At 67.8% G+C, this 18,298-nt stretch carries 10 protein-coding genes and 1 pseudogene; 3 read left to right on the forward strand and 8 right to left on the reverse strand.

The genetic code is table 11. From position 1 onward, the window contains the following. Positions 1 to 422: 422 nt before the first annotated feature. The 3 genes from NGB36_RS00090 to NGB36_RS00100 all read left to right on the forward strand — a co-directional run bounded on the left by NGB36_RS00090 (position 423) and on the right by NGB36_RS00100 (position 4,246). Positions 423 to 1,034, forward strand: a complete 612-nt coding sequence (locus NGB36_RS00090) for a PadR family transcriptional regulator (protein ID WP_255917917.1) — start codon at positions 423 to 425, stop codon at positions 1,032 to 1,034. A 557-nt stretch (positions 1,035 to 1,591) separates the two neighbouring features. After that, positions 1,592 to 3,268: a glycoside hydrolase family 30 protein gene (locus tag NGB36_RS00095; protein WP_255917918.1), complete on the forward strand. Its 1,677-nt coding sequence runs from the start codon at positions 1,592 to 1,594 to the stop codon at positions 3,266 to 3,268. A gap of 75 nt (positions 3,269 to 3,343) precedes the next feature. Then, complete coding sequence (locus NGB36_RS00100) at positions 3,344 to 4,246, forward strand: glycoside hydrolase family 16 protein (RefSeq protein ID WP_255917919.1); 903 nt, start codon at positions 3,344 to 3,346, stop codon at positions 4,244 to 4,246. A 194-nt stretch (positions 4,247 to 4,440) separates the two neighbouring features. On the opposite strand, the gene NGB36_RS33585 is transcribed toward NGB36_RS00100, so the two are convergent. The 8 genes and pseudogenes from NGB36_RS33585 to NGB36_RS00145 form a co-directional block, all read right to left on the reverse strand. After that, a complete protein-coding gene (locus tag NGB36_RS33585) occupies positions 4,441 to 5,427 on the reverse strand; it encodes a trypsin-like serine peptidase (protein ID WP_269469670.1) in 987 nt (328 codons plus the stop codon). Between the two features lie 468 nt (positions 5,428 to 5,895). Beyond that, a complete protein-coding gene (locus NGB36_RS00110; protein ID WP_255917921.1) occupies positions 5,896 to 6,327 on the reverse strand; it encodes a MarR family winged helix-turn-helix transcriptional regulator in 432 nt (143 codons plus the stop codon). Between the two features lie 26 nt (positions 6,328 to 6,353). Continuing rightward, the gene (gene asnB / locus NGB36_RS00115) at positions 6,354 to 8,198 is read right to left on the reverse strand and encodes an asparagine synthase (glutamine-hydrolyzing) (protein ID WP_255917922.1); all 1,845 of its coding nucleotides are present in this window, start codon (positions 8,196 to 8,198) and stop codon (positions 6,354 to 6,356) included. A 337-nt stretch (positions 8,199 to 8,535) separates the two neighbouring features. Then, positions 8,536 to 9,018: pseudogene (locus NGB36_RS33035) on the reverse strand (GMC family oxidoreductase N-terminal domain-containing protein); the annotation flags it as partial. Between the two features lie 143 nt (positions 9,019 to 9,161). Further along, complete coding sequence (locus NGB36_RS00130) at positions 9,162 to 12,047, reverse strand: SpoIIE family protein phosphatase (RefSeq protein ID WP_255917923.1); 2,886 nt, start codon at positions 12,045 to 12,047, stop codon at positions 9,162 to 9,164. 208 nt (positions 12,048 to 12,255) lie between these two features. Further along, complete coding sequence (locus NGB36_RS00135) at positions 12,256 to 14,364, reverse strand: SpoIIE family protein phosphatase (RefSeq protein WP_255917924.1); 2,109 nt, start codon at positions 14,362 to 14,364, stop codon at positions 12,256 to 12,258. A 659-nt stretch (positions 14,365 to 15,023) separates the two neighbouring features. Next, positions 15,024 to 16,481 (reverse strand): M14 family zinc carboxypeptidase, encoded by a 1,458-nt coding sequence (locus NGB36_RS00140; protein ID WP_255917925.1) that lies wholly within the window; start codon positions 16,479 to 16,481, stop codon positions 15,024 to 15,026. A 478-nt stretch (positions 16,482 to 16,959) separates the two neighbouring features. Beyond that, positions 16,960 to 17,976 (reverse strand): DNA-directed RNA polymerase subunit alpha, encoded by a 1,017-nt coding sequence (locus NGB36_RS00145; protein ID WP_255917926.1) that lies wholly within the window; start codon positions 17,974 to 17,976, stop codon positions 16,960 to 16,962. Positions 17,977 to 18,298: the final 322 nt, after the last annotated feature.

Below are 18,298 nucleotides of genomic sequence, written 5' to 3' on the forward strand. Positions count from 1 at the left end.
GCCCCGCCGGGCTGCAGGCTTGGCTTACGGCCGCTGTACCGGACGGAGCGCGTGCCATCGGCCCGCTCCGCCCCAGAGCGATTGCGTGCCGCGTCGTGGGACTGCCCGTGTGTCCCGAGTCGTCGATGCGCTGCCGATGGCCATCCCGGTTGCCGCCGGTCAGCGCGACGGCGAGCGGGTGCCACGCGCGCTGTATTCGCCGTTAGCTCGTGACCACGACAAAGTCCCAGGCGCGTCCGGCCCTGCGAGCCGTGGCCAGTTCCAAAAGGACCCAGGGCAGGAAGGGGCGGATGACGCCAGGCTCGGGATTCCCCCTGATCAGGGGCGGCAGGGCCGCGACGGATGCGACACTCCAATTGCGACATGTCGAAACTAGAAGCTCCGCGCTCAACATGTCAACAGTGGAATGTAGAATCATGGTCATGACCCTTCGACACGCGATGCTCGGACTGCTGGCCAACGGCCCGGCCAGCGGGTACGACCTGCTGAAGACCTTCGACCTGTCGCTGGCCAACGTCTGGCCGGCCACGCAGAGCCAGGTCTACACAGAGCTCGGCAAGCTCGCCGACAGCGGGCTGATCACGGTCTCCGCCGAAGGGCCGCGCGGCCGCAAGGAGTACACGATCACCGACGAAGGCCGCGCCGAACTGCGCCACTGGCTGACCGAGGTGGAACCGGAACTGCCGGGCCGCAATGGCGCCCTGCTGCGGGTCTTCTTCCTCGACCAGGTCGAGCGAAGGGAAGCACTCGGCTACCTCGGGGGCCGGGCGGAGCGGGCGGCCGAGGAGCACGCCAGGCTCACCGCCCTGCGCGAGGCCCTGACCGGCGAGGGCGAGAGCGGCCCGCTGACGACACACGGGCTGCTCGCCCTGGAGTACGGGATCCGGTTCACGGCGATGATCGAGGAGTGGGCCCGCTGGGCGGCGGACCAGCTCAACCAGGTGGAGCACGTCGGGGACCCGGCCGACTCGCCGGCGCAGCCCCCCGCCCCCGCGGACTCCACACCAACCGCACCCAGCGGAATCCCGATGTGATCAGCGGCCGATCGCCATCGGGGACGCCGGCACCCGAACTCCGGGGCTGGTCTTATTCCTGACAGCGTGCCGGTCCATGATTGTCGCGGGGCATGCGAGTCCGAAGGACGCCGAGGCGGCGGTTCCCTGGCCGGCGGACCCGTCCCGTACCGACCATGCGGCGCGTGTCTGCCGCTGACAGTTTCACGGTCTCCAGGGACGCCCAGGGTGAATGCGGGTGTGCGAGAGCTTCTCCCGTCTGCCGCAGGTGGTCGTCGGTCAACGCCGCGCTGCGAGAACTCCGGGAAGAGCCAGGCGGCGTGAGCCCTGCGGGGCAGTAACGGCGGCGACGTCGCCGCGAGCCATCCGGTCCGTGACGGACTGAACGCTCCCTGTGTCACCACCATTTGAAGACTGCCACACCTCTTGACGCTCCATCGCTTCACGAGTTGAATCACGGCGCGAACTAAGCCGTACATGAAGGCCGCCTTGAAGCGCCGTTCGCGCTCAGTCGGCCAGACCCATATTTCCGCCCACTCCCGCCCCCACATCCGGCTCCACTCCGGAAGGGAGATCCCATGGCACCGCCCCTCCCCGGTCGGCACCGCCAACGCCGCCCTCGTCGGCTCATAGCCGCGTTCGCGTCCGCAGTCCTGGCGTCCGCGGGCCTGCTACTCGCCGGCCCGAGCATCCTCGCGCATGCCGGCGCCGTCACCGTCAGGACTGCCGCCCCGGGCTCCCCGGCCGCCGGCGAGCCGGTGAACATCTGGCTTACCAGCACAGACGATTCCGCGGGACGGCACGTCACCCGCGGTCTGGAACAGCAGACACCGATATCGTTCTCCTCCGGAACGGGCAGCGCCGGGCAGACGGTGACGGTCGACGAGAACACCCGGTACCAGCAGTTCACCGGTGGCGGGGCGTCGTTCACCGACACCGCGGCGTGGCTGATGAACAGCAGCGGCGCGCTCAGCCCGGGCATCCGCAACCAGGTGATGCAGAAGCTGTTCGACCCCAAGTCGGGGATCGGTCTGGACTTCCTGCGCAATCCGATGGGCGCGTCCGACCTCGCGCGGTACGACTACACCTTCGACGACATGCCCGCAGGCCAAGCCGACCCGAACCTCGCCCATTTCTCTATCCAGCACGACCTCACCGACGTGCTGCCGCTCACCAAGCAGGCCGAGCAACTGAATCCGGAACTGAAGGTGCTGGGCACGCCCTGGACCGCCCCCGCATGGATGAAGGACAACGATGCCATGGACCAGGGGTGGCTGCAGGCCCAGTACTACGCGGCGTACGCCCAGTACTTCGTGAAGTACATCCAGGCCTACCAGGCCCAGGGCGTGCACATCGACTACGTGACGCCGCAGAATGAGCCGACCTGCTGCTCGGGCTACCCCTCGATGCAGTGGAACGGATCAGGTCTCCACTACTTCACTGGCACGGACCTGCTGCCGGCGCTGCACGCCGCGGGACTGTCGACCAAGGTACTGGTGCTCGACTGGAACTGGGACAGCTACGACTCCTACGGCGCCCCGACCGTCGACGACGCGGCCATCCGCAACGACCCCCTCTTCGGCGGCATCGCCTGGCACGGCTACAGCGGCGACGTCTCCGAGCAGACGACGGTCCACAACAAGTATCCGAGCGTCGATGCGTACGACACCGAGCACTCCGGCGGTACCTGGATCGCCAACCAGCAGCAGGAGGACATGAACAACATCATCGACTACACCCGCAACTGGGGTAAGTCGGTGGTCAAGTGGTCGCTCGCCGTCGACCAGAACATGGGCCCGCACAACGGCGGCTGCGGCACCTGCACCGGCCTGATCACCGTGCACAACGGCGACAGCCGCAGCGGCCAGGTCGACTACACCATCGAGTACTACGACATGGGACAGCTGACCAAGTTCGTGAAGCCGGGCGCATACCGCATCGACTCAACCGCCAACTCGACCATTTCGAACGTCGCGTGGCTCAACCCCGACGGCTCCAAGGCGCTCATCGCGTACAACGGCAGCGGCTCCGCACAGCAGTTCACGGTGAACTGGGTAGGCCAGACCTTCACGTACTCGATCCCCGCGCAGACGTCGGCGACCTTCACCTGGACCGGGTCACAAGGCAATCAGGCATCGGGTGCCCACGCGGCGGGTCTCCATCTCTCCTCCGGCGCCTCCGCCCAAGGCACGCACACCGCGTCGTTCCTCCCTGCCGTCGTTCCCACCCGGCACACGCGTCTCACCCTCAGCTGACGTGAGGCCGGCCTCCCCCCACACACACGGGGCCGGCGTCACGTCCCCATCCCCCCACACCACAGGAGTCCGTTCATGCCGCGTTCATCCCTCCTCCGCCGTTCCCGCGTCGGCGCCACTGTGGCCGCCGCCCTGCTCACCACCGGCTGGACCCTCGCCACCACCTCGTCGGCCGACGGCGCCCAGGTCAAGCCGTCGGCGCCGGCCGCCACGACCACCTTCTCCGACGATTTCAACGGCCCGGCGGGCAGCGCGGTCGACTCGAGCAAGTGGCGGTACGAAACCGGCGACAACGTCAACAATCACGAGCGGGAGTACTACACCTCGGGCACGAACAACGCGGCGCTCGACGGCCAGGGCGATCTCGTCATCACCGTGCGCAAGGAGAACCCGGCCAACTATCAGTGCTGGTACGGATCATGCCAGTACACCTCCGCGCGGCTCAGCACCGCGCAGACCTTCACCCAGGCGTACGGCCACTTCGAAGCGCGGATGAAGATCCCGCGCGGCCAGGGCATGTGGCCTGCCTTCTGGATGCTCGGTGACGACATCGGCAGCGTGGGCTGGCCGAACTGCGGCGAGATCGACATCATGGAGAACATCGGCAAGGAGCCCGGCACCGTGCACGGCACCATCCACGGACCGGGCTACTCCGGCTCCAACGGCCTCGGCGCCGCCTACACGCTGCCGAATGGCCAAGCCTTCGCAGACGGCTTCCACACCTTCGCCGTCGACTGGTCGCCGAACTCGGTCTCGTTCTCGGTGGACGGCAACGTATACGAGACCCGTACCCCAGCGGACGTGGGCAGCAACAAGTGGGTCTTCGACCACCCCTTCTACATCATCCTCAACCTTGCCGTCGGCGGTTACTGGCCGGGCGACCCCGACAGCAGTACGCAGTTCCCGCAGCAACTCGTCGTGGATTACGTGCACGTCACCAGCGGGAAAAGCGCGGCCGCCGTACGCGCGCACGGCTGAGGCTTCCCGCCCGCAGGACGTCAACCATCCACGCCTATGGCCAGACCGGGACCGGGCGGCGTGACGGCGGGCGATCAGGTCGCGGTGCCGGCCCAACACCGTGTCCGGCTGTACCAACAACCGCATCTGATCGTCCGATGCAACAGCATCTGCGCCGGGAGCCGGTTGTTCGGTGAGTGCGGCGTTCGCCTCGCTCAGTTCCCGTAGGACACGGCCTGGTCGTAGAACGTCTGCACGCTGGGGCCGAAGACCACGCTGTACGAGATGTCCGGGGTGTCGCCGCCCTCCTCGTAGCCGCCGATGACTCCAATGATCGTGCCCGGGCTGCCTCCGACGAGCCACGGGCTGCCGCTGGTGCCGCCGGTGAACCCGGTGCATGCGATCTCCAGTTGTGTGCTGCTGAAGGCGGAGATGCTGTTCGTGCACGTGATGGGTTCCTCGGAGGTCTCCGGGTAGCCGGTGATGGTGACCGGGGCGGCCGTGCCCTGGTCGATGCCGAGGGCGTAGCCGCCGGTCACCGATTGGATGTCGCGGCCGTTGAGGGGTGTCACTACGGCGAAGGCAACGTCGTAGTCCTGGTCGGAGTCCTGGGACCACTGCGCGGGGACGATGACGCGTTCCAGGTGCCAGACCCCGTAGGGGGCCACGCCGTCGTGGTATCCGGGGACGAAGACATCGGACGTCGACTCCAGGCAGTGCGCCGCCGTCACGATCAGGTCCTTGCCGGGACTGTCCACCACGCTGGCCGTGCAGTGGTGAGGTCCGCTCAGTCCGTCGCTGAACACTGCGCCCGTCTGCGGGGCCGTCTGGGAGGGCGGGACCGTCCGCGAGACGCCCGTCGGCCACGTTGGTGAAGGGGAGGTGGCAGGAGTGGTCGCCGGGGCCGACGCGGGCGCCGGGGGGTGGTGCGAGGCGGTCGCAGTCTGGGCAGCGTGCACCGGTGAGGGGCCAGGCGTCGCGGACGCGGTCGGCCTGCCCGGGGACCGGGGCCGCGGGGTGGCGCTGGATGACGGCCGGGGTATGCCGGTCGGGGACGGGAGGTTCGCGGCGGTGGGTTCGAGGGCCTGGCTGGCCGCGGCGCCGCCGGTGATCAACAGGGCGAACGCCGTGAGTAACACGGTGCCCCGGAGCGGACGCCGCCTCCCGGCATGCCTGTCGCGTCCCAACTGCCCATGCTTCATCGAGGAGTTCCTTTCCTCTTGCTGCCTGTGCGTTACCCGTGCGGTGATCGCACATGCAGCACGGTCACAGCTGCCGATGAGGTCCTGATGGCAGGAGGGTGAGAAAGGAATGATTCATGCTGTGAGCGGCGGAAGCGTCTGGTCGAACAGCCAGGCGCGGAAGACGTGGCCCAGGTCCCGCCCCGTGCGGTCGCCGATGAGTGCGAGGAACTGAGGTGTTCCGGCGCAGCCGTGTCGGTGGCAGTCGGCCCGCTGCGGCAGATCGCGGCGGACTGGACCCTCGGCCAGTACATCGACCGCATGCTGCTGGAACTCGGTCCGAGATTCTCCCCGGAGGACGTGTATGTGGCCGAACTGCTCGGCGCGATGCGCTCGACTGCGGCGCGGGCTTGGCTGACGACCGGGCCGCCGACGGTGGCGGCCCGGTCGTCAGCCAAGCCCGCACGCGCCTGTTCCTTGGCGGTGGTCTCAGTCGGGGTCGGTCAGCCTGCGCAGCAACCGGCCCGCCTCCAGCACCTTCTGCGCGTCCTGCGGCGACAGCGTGCCGAGGCGCTCGGCGAGTGCCCCGGCCTGGCTGTGCGCCACTGTGGACATCGTCCCTGAACTCGACTCGGTGATGACCACGCGAATGGCACGGCCGTCGGCCGGGTCGGGTTCACGGCGTACCAGCCCCGCGGACTCCAGGCTCGCGACGGCGGCGGTGACCGTCGGTTGCGAGCACGGGATCCGGTCGGCGATCACGCCGATACGCAAGGGACCGTACTGGGCGAGCAGGGCGAGGACGACGAGCTGGGTCGGTTGCAGGCGCGGATCAGGCCGCGCCTTGCGCAGGGTGCGCAGGAAGCGGTGCAAGGACACCAGGAGTTCCAGTGCCGCTTCCTCACTGACTGCCGCCGTCATTCGCTCCTCACACTGCCTCGGTCAGGTCAAGCGAGGGTAATCGTAGGCGAGTACAGGTCCATCCACAGCGCGAGATCGAGCGTGCGCTCCAGACCGTGCCGGGACGCCTGGTGGATCTGCGGAGTGTCGACCTTCACCGCCTGCTCCAGCCATGCGCGGTCGACCAGGTCGAAGACCGGGTGCGAGGGCTTGGCCAACAGGTCCTTGGCATTGTCTTGCAGCGCCAGGGCGTACTTGGGATCCTGCGTCGAGGGGTACGGGCTCTTGACCCGGTCGTAGACGGACTTGGGCAATACGTCCGCGGTGGCCTCGCGCAGCAGGCTCTTCTCCCTGCCGTCGAAGGACTTCAGTGCCCATGGGGTGTTGTAGACGTACTCCACCAGGCGGTGGTCGCAGAATGGGACCCGGACCTCCAGGCCGACCGCCATGCTGGCGCGGTCCTTGCGGTCGAGCAGGATCCGCACGAAGCGGGTCAGATGCAGGTAGCAGATGACGCGCATCCGGTACTCGAAGTCGCTCTCGCCGTCGAGGCGTTGGACACCGGAGACCGCCTTGGCGTAGCTGTCGCGGATGTAGCCGCCCAGGTCCAGGGAGTTGGTGACGGCAGCGGAGAGGATGTTGCCGTCGTCCCCGAAGTGCTGGGCGTACCGCACCAGCCAGGGGAATGTGTCCGCCTTGCGGGCGTCCTCGTCGAAGAACTGCTTGTAGCCGCCGAAGACCTCGTCCGCAGACTCGCCGGACAGGGCAACCGTTGAGTGCTGACGGATGGCTTTGAAGAGCAGGTAGAGGGAGGCGTCCATGTCGCCTAGGCCCGCGGGGATGTCACGGGCGCGGATGACCTTGGACCGCACCTCTGGGTCGGCGAGCTGGTCCGAGTCGAGGACGATGTCCTGGTGCTCGGTGCCGGAGTTGGCGGCGACGGCATGCACGAACGGGGTGTCGGGGGTGCCCCGCAGGTCGTCGGCGACGAAGTTCTCGGTCTGGCCGACGAAGTCCACCGCGAAACTGCGGACCGTCTTGCCCTCGGCGGCGAGCTGCTGCGCGGCGATCGCGGTCATGGCCGACGAGTCAAGGCCGCCGGAGAGCAGGGTGCAGCGCGGCACGTCGGCGACGAGCTGGCGGCGCACGATGTCGTCGAGGAGCGTGCGGACGTGCGCGATCGAGGTCTCCTTGTCGTCGGCGTGCTGCTGGGTCTCGAGCTTCCAGTAGACGTGGGTGCGTATGCCGCTCCGGCCTACAGTCACCACGGTCCCGGGCTCGACCTCGCGCATGCCCTCCCACACGGCGTGACCGGGCGTCTTGACGAACGCGAACAGCTCGCGCAGACCGTCCAGGGTGACGGTGCGTGCGGCGAGCGGGTTGGCGAGGATCGCCTTGGGCTCGGAGCCGAACAGCACCCCATCGTCGGTCGGGTAGTAGTAGAACGGCTTGATGCCCATCCGGTCGCGGATCATGACGAGCTTCTGCTCGCGGCTGTCCCAGATGGCGAACGCATACATCCCGTTGAGGCGGTCGGCGACCGCCTCGCCCCACTCCAGGTAGCCGTGGAGGACCACTTCGGTGTCGGAAGTGGTGGAGAAACGGTGCCCGCGCGCAGCCAGTTCCTTGCGCAGCTCGGTGAAGTTGTAGGCCTCCCCGGAGTACACCATGGCCACGCTGCCGCCACCGGGGGCTTCGACGGTCATCGGCTGGCGGCCGCCGGGCAGATCGATGATGGCAAGCCGTCGGTGGCCGAGCGCGGCCGGTCCGTCGACCCAGGTGCCGCGGTCGTCGGGGCCACGGCAGGCCATCGTTTCGGTCATGGCGTCCACGGCGGCTTGTTCGTTCCGCAGGTCACGCTGGAACGAGACCCATCCGGCGATTCCGCACATGTGTCGTCCTCCTACTGCACCGCAGTGTGTTCGTGTTTCCGTGGCGTTACGACCCCGTTGACGTGCGACGTCTCGTAGCGCCCTCTTCATGGAATGTAATTTGTATCGGGCACCTATGTAATTAGCATGCGTCCCCCGGCGCTGTTCGTCAACGCCGCTCGACGGCGTCCGAGATCTCGGGGCATGATTTCGGCCAAGCTGCTAAATCCCCCCTGGCCTACGGCGTGTCGCTGCGCGAGCGCCGTCGACGGGCTCTGCGGGAAACGGGAAACGGGCCGCGGTCCGGGCGCTCGTGCGAAGGGGGTGCGGGCGCGGGAGGGGCTGGATCTGATCGGCCCGCGCGGGTCCGTACCTCCAGATTGGGGCGGCTCATGGCGGGGTGCAGGTAGGCGCGGGCGGCGCTGAGTCGGCGCCCGCGGTGCACATTGCGGTCGAAGGCGGCAAAGCCCTCCTGGCGGTAGCCGTTGACATCGTCGGTCAGCGGGGTGACCCGCCCGCTGCACGGCTTGGAAGAAGGCGCCGTACAGCGGGTTGGTGGCCGGTCCACGTTCGAGTACGAGAGGTCCATGATGGCCACGGAAGACCCTCTCTCGTACTGCCAGTCGTAGAGCCGCTTGCCGATGGGGAAAGTCAGCGCCGCCGGCATGTGGATGAGGACATCCCACCGGTAGTCGGGGCGCCCCGCTTCCAGCACCAGCACCCGGTTAGCGGGGTGGGCACTGAACCGCGCCGCCAGTACGCAGCCGGCAGAACCCCCGCCGACGATAATGAAGTCGTCTGCCGCTCCGAAGCCATGGTCTCCTGCCGTAGCTATGGGCATCTGAGGTGCGATGCCTTTCTCTTCGGGCAGCTCAGCGCACACCATCTCCACCCGCACCGGGCCGCCGCCCGGCCCTTTGAGGCCGGACCGCCCCACCACCGGCACCCTCCTCGACGAGCACGGATCGGTACATGGACCGGCGGTCAGGCCGGAGGCAGCGGCTGCTCGGCCCAGATGACCTTGCCTTGAGCGGTGTAGCGGGCACCCCAGCGTTGGGCGAGCTGGGCGACGAGGAACAGGCCACGGCCGCCTTCGTCGGTTGCGGCGGCTTGGCGTAGGTGAGGGGAGGTGCAACTGGTGTCGGAGACCTCGCAGACAAGCGTCCGGTCGCGCAGCAGGCGCACCTGGATGGGGCCGGTTGCGTGGCGGATGGCGTTGGTGAGCAGCTCGCTGAGGATCAGTTCGGTGGTGAAACAGATCTCCTGCAGTTCCCAGATGGCGAGCTGCTGGGTGACCGCAGCACGAATGTCGGGCACGATGGCCGGGTCGGCGGGGAGGTCGTCCCAGCAGGCGATGTCGAACGGATCCAGACCGTGCGGTCGTACGACAAGCAAGGTGACGTCATCATCGCTTGGTTGGGACGACGGCAGCCCTTCGATAACGGCCAGGCAGGTCTCCTCCGGCGAGCGGTGAGGCCGGCCAAGAGTCCGGCGGAGATCCTCCAGAGCGATCTCTATGGATCGCTCGCGGTCCTCCACGAGCCCGTCGGTGTAAAGGACCAGTTGGCTGGCGTCCGGCAGTTCGATTTCGGCCGACTCGAACGGGAATCCACCCAGGCCGAGCGGCGGCCCGGCGGGAAGCTCGGGAAATGTCACCGTCCCGTCGGGCTCGACGAGCGCCGGCGGAAGGTGTCCCGCACGAGCCAGTCTGCAACGCCGGGACGTCGGATCGTAGATCGCGTAGAGGCAGGTGGCTCCCACGAACACGTCTGCCTCGCTCTCCTCCCTGGCCATCTGGTCGACCAGGTCGTCGAGGTGCGCGAGCAGTTCGTCCGGGGACAGTTCGAACGTCGAAAAGTTGCGCACGGCAGTGCGCAGACGCCCCATGGCCGCTGCGGCATGGACGCCGTGGCCGACCACGTCGCCGACGACCATGGCAACGCGGGTTCCCGACAGGGGTATGACATCGAACCAGTCACCACCGACTCCGGCGTGTGCGGGCAGGTAACGGTGAGCGACTTCCAAGGCATTCTGTTCGGGTAGGCCCCGGGGGAGCAGGCTGCGCTGAAGGGTGAGGGCCAAGGTGTGCTCGCGGGTATAGCGGCGCGCGTTGTCGATGCAGACGGCGGCGAAGGCGACCAGCTCCGACGCGACGCAGAGATCGTCGTCTTCGAAAGGTACCGAGCTTTGCGAACGGTAGAAACTGGCCACCCCCAGGGCCACTCCGCGCGCGCTCAGAGGGACGGCGATGAGGGAATGGAATCCCTGGTCGAGGATCGCTCCGGCGCGTATCAGGTCCTGGGCTGCCCAACCGCCCGCTGCCTTCAGGTCCGGCTCGATCGCCGGCGAACCGCACGCCAGGCACCTGGCCTGCGGTGTGCTGGGGGCGAAGCTGACCTGCTCACCCGCGGCATAGAAGAGGGAACTGTCCCGCCCGCCCACGGCAGCACGGTGCAACATCGCGATCGTGGCTGAGGGCTCGTCCCCGCAGAGCACGGAAGGGTACAGATCGACGGTGACGACATCGGCGAAGTTTTCGATCACCACCTCAGTCAGTTCTTCGGAGGTACGGGCCACATCCAGGGTGGTGCCGATATGGCGGACGGACTCGCGAAGCAGCTCCAGGCGGCTGCGAGCCGCGAGGACGAGCCTGCCGACGCCGGGCTCGCCAACGGCCAGCAGCGATCTGGAGTGGCGCCCAACGACCCCGTCGGCCACTGAGGCGACGGTGGGAGCGGAGGACGCAGACCCAGGGGCCCTGGCCGTCTCGTGCCCGTCGATCCTCGACAAGGGCGTCGATATGGAATCGGGCAAGTCACCCGTCGTGAATACTGTGGCGCAGGCAGGGATGACCACCTCGACCGAGACACCCTCGGATGCGTCCGCCACCGGCCGGGCCAGGAGGGTGGCCGCGCGACCGCCGGACAGCGGCACTTCGATGGCGGCCCTTCGACCAGAGGCGATCAGCTCTGCCGCCTTCTCCTCCACGATGAGCCGGTCGGAGCCGTTCGGTATGCCGTCGGTCGGGGCACCGAGGTCGATCCGCCTTCTCCCCTCGAAGGCGGATAGCCGCGCGCGGCGTTCGGCCTCCAGGTATGCCTGCAGCAGGGCACGCTCGCGATCCGTCGTCTGTGACAGCAACCTCCGTTCGATCGCGAGGCCTGCTTTCCGGGCCATGGCTTCCAACGTCGGGGCGAATTCGGTTCTCCGGGACGCAAAGTCCAGGACACCGACGATGCGTCCGCTCAGCGGGTCGTGCACCGGAACGGCCACGCAGCTTTCCACCGTCCATGCATCTGCGAAGTGCTCATGACCGTGGACGCGAGAAATGCTCCGCTCCACGAGTGCGAGGCCGATGGAATTGGTACCGGCGAGCGACTCGTGGAAGCTGAAGCCGGGTGCGCTACCGCCGACCTCCTCCAGATATTTGGTTACCCGCGGTTCGCCGGCCAGGCATCCGAGTACCACGCCATCGCCGTCGGTGAGGGTCACCGTCACCCACGCACCCGCAATCGCCGTTGCCAATGTGTCGAGCACAGGCTGCGCCGCGCGAACAAAATCGGTGTCCAGGTCGGGTTCTCCCTGGTAGGTGGACTCGACGCCTGCTGGCGTAAGACCCAGGGATTGGCAGCGGCGCCACGAAGACAAGATTGCGCTGCGCACCCGGGCGACTACCGGCTCACCCGCAAGGAACCGCTCACGGCCGCGCGCGACGAACTCGTCGCCCCGATTGTCGTGCGCCACATGGATCACTTCCCACTCGTGGAAGTTTCGGCGGTCGTACAGTCCAGCACTTAACAGGCGAGGACGCAGGTGAACGGCATTCCGGGCGAATATATCCCGTTCAATCGAACGGGGAAAGTCCTCCACCGATCAGGCGATCCTTCCTCTCACCTGCATGGATGGACTTTTCGGCCCCCACAACGTCGCGGGCGTCCGCAAGGCTCTCGTCGACCAGGGTTCAGCCGTCGCTGACCACGGTGCCGCTCTCGGCATCGAGTGGAGATCGTCGAGCCGAACCCGCAGCCGGTCGGCTTCGTGCCACAGCTTCGATGCGACAGGATCCGTGCGAATGTGGTCAGTTGGCTCGTCCCGGGGGGTGTCCTCCGCTGGGGGCGAAGGGTTGTGCGTGGGCGATGAGCAAGGCGACGTCGTCGTGGTCCTCGGGGCTTCGGAGTTCTCGAAGGAGCCGGTCACAGGTGTCCTCCAGGAGCCGGTCGGGGGCGTCGAGCAGGTGGAGGAGGGCTTCGAGGCGCTGGTCAATGGGGTGGTGGCGGGTTTCGACGAGGCCGTCGGTGTACAAGACGAGCCTGTCGCCGGGGTCGAGGCGGAAAGTGGTGGTCTCAAAGAGGACACCGCCCAGTCCCAGCGGCGCGCCGGTGGGAAGATCGAGCAGTTCGGGATCCTTGCCACCGCGTATGAGAGCGGGTGGCAGGTGTCCGGCGGTGGCGATGCGACACCTGGCGGTGTGTGGATCGTAGACGGAGTAGCAGCAGGTGGCGATGTAGTTCTCCAGACCTGTGGTGATCCTGTCCAGGTGATGGAGCACGTCGGCCGGGTCGAGATCGAGGTCGGCGAAGGCGCGGGTGGCAGTGCGCAGGCGTCCCATGGTGGCAGCGGCGTCGATGCCGCTGCCCATCACGTCGCCTACCACGAGGGCGGTCTTGTCTGCGTCGAGAGGGATGACGTCGTACCAATCGCCGCCGACCTCATAGGCGGCCTGCGCGGGCAAGTACCGTGAGGCGACTACCAGGCCAGGGTGACGAGGCGGATGTTCCGGAAGCAGGCTGCGCTGCAGGGTCTCGGCGGCGTTACGCACGCTCTGGTACCAGCGGGCGTTGTCGATGCACACCGCCGCGCGGGAGGCAAGCTCACATGCGAGGGTGAGATCGTCCTGGTCGAGCGGCCGCGGATTGCGGGCACGCGCGAGGCCGAGGAAGCCCAGGACCTCACCGCGGGCGATGAGCGGAACCGCCAGGTAGGAGTGAATCCCGGCTCGCGCAAGGAGGGCGGCGGCGTCGGAGTCACGGGCGATGCGGGCCAGGTCTCCGTCGTCGACATGGGAGATCAGAAACGGGCAGCCGGTACGGACACAGCGAGTGGCCAGGCGGTCGGGCTCGTATGCGGCGATGTGGCCTGGCGGATCGGCGGCCTGGACGGCTTCGGTGGAATAGGCCGCCTTCACCGCGAGCGCGCGGAACAGTGCCGGGCCGCCGCTGGGGGCAGGCGCGCGGTTGTCCAGGACAGAGTCGAGGACATCGACTGCTGCCATGTCGGCGAGTTCTGGCACGGTGACCTCGGCCAGCTCGCAAGCGGTCTGCTCCACTTCCAAGGTGGTGCCGATACGGGCGGAGCCGTCGGCGATCAGGGCCAGGCGTCGCCGAGCCCGGGCGGCCTCGGTGATCGCTTGGTATCGTTCAGTGACGTCAACGACCGAATCGGCCACCCCCAGCACGTTCCCGGCGGGGTCCTCCAGTCGGTAGAACGACAGCGACCAGGCGTGGTCGTGATCCGGGTCGATGGGCGGTCGGGCGATGGTGTAGCGATCGACCAGCGGCACGCCGGTCTCCAGGACCTTTCGCATCGCGGCCTCGAGCACGTCGACGGGCAGGCAAGGCAGGACATCGCGGTAGCGGCGGCCGAGGTGGTCCTTCGCCGGAAGGCCGTGAATCCGCTCGAGAGCGGGGTTGACGGCCACATAGCAGAGGTCGGTGTCAAGGACGGCCAGCCCGATCGGTGACTGGGAGACCAGCCGGGTGGACAACGCGAGGTCCCGCTCCACCTCGCGCAGGGTGGGCTCATCGGTGGCCAGCCCCAGGGCGTAGAAGTCCCCGCGATCATCCAGCAGCCGCATATTGCGGAATTCCACCAGGCGGGTGGTGCCGTCCTTGTGCCGGATGGGGAAGGCCCCGGCCCACGTCTCACCGCTCGCCATGACGTCGACGAACAACTTGATGATCAGATCCTGGTTCTTCTCGTGAACCAGCAACGGCGCCGCGTACTGGCCAAGCGCCTCACCGGCCGTGTAGCCGAGTAGCTCTTCGGCCTGCGGACTCCACAAGACGATGCGCCCATCAGCGTCCAACAGCACCGCGGCGACAGAGAGGAGATCCATCAGCCCGCTCGGCCGAGATGAGCCGTCCGCCGGCCGGCTGGTGTCAGTCGGACGCCTGTCGGTTGTGCTCATTGCAGGCACTCCCTTCGCCTGCCGGCAACATGCGAGCCCTCCGCCAGCTCCCTACCGCGACCTGCAGCTCAGCTGGCTTGCATCAGGTTCCATGGTCTCGCGGATCGGCCGAGCGCACAGCCCCCGGTCCAGCCGCGTCGCGCCGGAAGGCCCACCGCTCACCGTTGTGTCCTGCCGGTGGCGAGCCGCCCTTGCCGGAGCGTCTGCGCAGGACTGAGGGGTCAGCCCCAGTCCGACCCCTCCGACCCCTCAGTCCTGGGAGCTCAGTAATAGCTCTTGTGGCACCGCTTGCGGCGACGACGGTGCCTGCCGTCGAGCCATCCGAAGATGCCCATGTTCGACCTGCCTCCTGCGCATCACCCGGTCGAGAGGATCACCCTCGTCGCATATTCGCCTACCCGCTCTGCGCGTGTGCACCAGCCGAGCTGTCCGGCCCGCCCCGGCGAACAGAGCACCGCCGCGTCACGGCGACGGTGGGGCTTTCGGAGGCCCCTCAGACGTCGGCCGGGTGCCTGGATGCCGTCCGCGCAGTCGATGTTGCCCTTGCCCTTGGCGGCGGGACACGGTAGTGGAACTGCACGGCGATCGGGTCGTGGCCGCCTTTCGTCGGCAGGTTCGGTGCGGGACGACTCAACGTCCCACACCGGGCCGCCGAGTTGTCACCGCCGGTGTGCCGAGGCGGCTGTTGAGCTGGGCGTCGTTTGGTATGGCGCCGTGGCGTGCTGGGCTGCGTAGAGCAGCGCGGGCTTCATCTTCGGCCAGAAGTAGCTGTCCTGGCAGGAGTACGGCGGCGTGAATCCGTCGCAGCCGCGGTTGTCGACGTCGCCGATCTCGATGGTGAAGCTGGCGAGGCCGAGCTTGTCGTAGGTCCAGTCGTCGGTACCGCCGGACGCGTCGTAGAGGATCTCGCCGGCCTGGCCGTACTGGTAGCCGGTGATCGAGCCCAGCTGGGCGGCGATGCCGCGCAGCGCGCTGTCGTTCCCGGTGTGCACGGTGGAGTCGTACTCCCATGGGAACAGCACCATGCTGGCGTCGCTGTGCATGGTGATCATCATGCCCCGGGCGGTGTCCGGTGCCGGGTCGGTGACGCCGCTGCCGGTGCGCACCGCGGGGTACAGCTCGCGGAAGAGCCCCTCCAGCGCGGTGTTCTCGGTCTCGGAGTCCGCGGCGGGGCCGTCGTACTCCTGGTCGCACGGCTGGTGCGAGATTCCGGTGGTGTCCCAGTGGGTGCCCGCGTTGCGGTTGAGGTCGACGCCGATCTGGCTCTCCGCGCTCGCGCCGCAGGACGAGCCATTGGTGTCGTCGGCGTTCTTGCGCTGCAGAACGGGGTTGTCACCCCCCTGTGCGACCATGTCGACGCCGTCGGGATTGGCGTCGGGAACGACCCACATCTCGGTGGTGTCCATGAGCTTGGTGATGTCCGAGTCCTTGCCGTACTGACCCGTCAACTCGTCGATCCAGCGCCACGAGATCTCCCCGGTGGCGATCTCGCGCGCATGGATCTGGCTCATCAGGAAGAACCGCGGTTTGGCCGAGTTGGGGTTGAGCTGACAGTCCCCCTGCTGCATCTTCGTGATGCAGATGGCCTTGAGATCCTCACCGCCCTTCCCCTGCTTCTTCAGCCACGACTGCCCGTACGTCACGACTGTCGCGAGGTCCGGGTGCTGGCTGACGACCTGGTCCATGTGCGCGTACTGCGCGTCCACGGTGTGATAGCCGCCGTCGTATGTGTCGTCCACGCCGGTGGCATGGGGCTTGTCCAGCCTGAGGGGCTTCGGCTTGGGCATCGACTTGACGACCTTCGGCGAGAAGCCGAGCGTGCGCAAGCCGCTTGCGGCCGTCGAATCGCCCATCACGAACAGGTCGTTGCCCTGCCGGTGTTCCATCAGGTCGTACCCGTCGCGCATCAGCGTCTGGGCGTCCTGCTCAAGGTGGTGCGTCCGCACCCGGTAGACGAACACGGTGTTCTGGGTGGCGTTCTGGGCTGTGTCGCCGGCCGCCCGCGCGGGGTTGGCGTACGTGGTGACGTGGGCCGATGCGGCCTGGGGCAGTAGGGCCGCGGCGACCGCGACAACCGCTCCGGCGGCTATGCCCGCCGCCAGGCGTTTGCGTGGCATGGGTGGGGGACCTTCCGTGGGGGGACAGGTGCCCCGCAAATATGGCATGCCCGCGTCACGCGCGAGAATGTGTCGTCAAAGGAGACGCACAGCTTTCGGCCGTTCGCCGACGCCGCCGGTCGGCTACTCCAGCGGTTGGTCGGTCCGGATGACCTTGCCGGTCTCGGCGTAGCGGGTGCCCCAGCGCTCCGTGAACTGGGCAACCAGGACGAACCTTCGTGTTTCGGTTCGGGCTGACTGATCTGGGGGATCCCCGTGTTGGTGGCCGCGAGGCTGCTGTCGGAGGGCGGGCATGTCGAGGGCCCGGCGCCATGGCCGGGTGCTCCTGGGGATCCTCGGGTCGTGGGTGGTCGGTGGCGGGCTCGTCTCTCAAGTGGCCGGTCGGGGCAGTGCCGGCAGGCGGCTGAACGCCGCGTTCACGCGAGCGCCTCGCCGGGATTCCGGGGGCCGCAGGTCAGGCGGCCTGCGTGAGAGCGCCTCAGTACTGCTCGGTTTCGATGTACCCCGTGTCGTCGTCGGCGCCGAAGGCGCCCGCGGCAGCGGTGGTGTCGAATCCGGGCGGGCTGTCCTTGAAGGCCAGGCCCATACCGGCCAGCTTCGCCTTGACCTCGTCGATCGACTTCGCACCGAAGTTGCGGACGTCGAGCAGGTCGGCCTCGCTGCGCGCCACGAGCTCGCCCACGGAGTGGATGCCCTCGCGCTTGAGGCAGTTGTAGGAACGGACGGTCAGCTCGAGCTCCTCGATCGGCAGTGCGAGGTCAGAGGCTAGGGCGGCGTCCGTCGGGGACGGGCCCATGTCGATGCCCTCGGCGTCGATGTTGAGCTCGCGGGCGAGCCCGAAGAGCTCGACCAGCGTCTTACCGGCCGAGGCCATCGCGTCACGCGGGCGCATGGCCTGCTTGGTCTCGATGTCGAGGATCAGCTTGTCGAAGTCGGTGCGCTGCTCGACACGGGTCGCCTCGACCTTGTAGGTGACCTTGAGCGCCGGGCTGTAGATGGAGTCGACCGGGATCCGGCCGATCTCCTGGCCCTGCTGCTTGTTCTGGACCGCGGAGACGTAGCCGCGACCGCGCTCGACGGTCAGCTCCATCTCCAGCTTTCCCTTGCCGTTGAGGGTGGCGAGGACCAGGTCCGGGTTGTGCACCTCGACACCGGCCGGCGGGGCGATGTCGGCGGCGGTGACCAGACCGGGCCCCTGCTTGCGCAGGTACATCACGACCGGCTCGTCGTGCTCGGAGGAGACGACCAGGCTCTTGATGTTGAGGATGAGGTCGGTCACGTCCTCCTTGACGCCCGGCACGGTGGTGAACTCGTGCAGCACGCCGTCGATCCGGATGCTGGTGACGGCAGCGCCGGGGATGGAGGAGAGGAGAGTGCGACGCAGGGAGTTACCGAGGGTGTAGCCGAAGCCCGGCTCCAGCGGCTCGATGACGAACCGGGAGCGGTATGCGTCCACGACCTCTTCGGTGAGAGACGGACGCTGAGCGATCAGCATGAGGTATTGCCTCCAGTTTTCGGCGCCCGCTATGTGATGCCGGTCCACCGAGCGGTAGCCCGGTGTTGATACTGCAAGGCTACGGGCGTACGAGCTGAATAGCTTCGTACCACCCGTAATGGGGCGTGGCGAGCGCGCGACGATCTTCGTCAACCTGCGGCATCGATCGGAGTGCCAGGCGGTGGCGCGGCCGGAGCGCGATCTACCGGGCCGCCGCCCCGGGCGTCGAGGCTCATGTCCGGGTAGCGGACAGCGAACGACAAGTGGGGAGGCCATCGGCGTTCACTTCTGACTACCACGGTCACGCCTCAGTCACCGGACG

Origin of the sequence: Streptomyces humicola, from assembly GCF_024436035.1 — a bacterium.
Taxonomy (GTDB): Bacteria; Actinomycetota; Actinomycetes; order Streptomycetales; family Streptomycetaceae; genus Streptantibioticus_B; species Streptantibioticus_B humicola.

What these genes read in the sequence shown, in the direction of transcription:
- NGB36_RS00135 (WP_255917924.1), bottom strand. Translation starts at nt 14,364, where the DNA reads ATGAGCACAACCGACAGGCGTCCGACTGACACCAGCCGGCCGGCGGAC.
- NGB36_RS33585 (WP_269469670.1), bottom strand. Translation starts at nt 5,427, where the DNA reads ATGAAGCATGGGCAGTTGGGACGCGACAGGCATGCCGGGAGGCGGCGT.
- NGB36_RS00100 (WP_255917919.1), top strand. Translation starts at nt 3,344, where the DNA reads ATGCCGCGTTCATCCCTCCTCCGCCGTTCCCGCGTCGGCGCCACTGTG.
- NGB36_RS00145 (WP_255917926.1), bottom strand. Translation starts at nt 17,976, where the DNA reads ATGCTGATCGCTCAGCGTCCGTCTCTCACCGAAGAGGTCGTGGACGCA.
- NGB36_RS00095 (WP_255917918.1), top strand. Translation starts at nt 1,592, where the DNA reads ATGGCACCGCCCCTCCCCGGTCGGCACCGCCAACGCCGCCCTCGTCGG.
- NGB36_RS00110 (WP_255917921.1), bottom strand. Translation starts at nt 6,327, where the DNA reads ATGACGGCGGCAGTCAGTGAGGAAGCGGCACTGGAACTCCTGGTGTCC.
- NGB36_RS00140 (WP_255917925.1), bottom strand. Translation starts at nt 16,481, where the DNA reads ATGCCACGCAAACGCCTGGCGGCGGGCATAGCCGCCGGAGCGGTTGTC.
- NGB36_RS00090 (WP_255917917.1), top strand. Translation starts at nt 423, where the DNA reads ATGACCCTTCGACACGCGATGCTCGGACTGCTGGCCAACGGCCCGGCC.
- asnB (WP_255917922.1), bottom strand. Translation starts at nt 8,198, where the DNA reads ATGTGCGGAATCGCCGGATGGGTCTCGTTCCAGCGTGACCTGCGGAAC.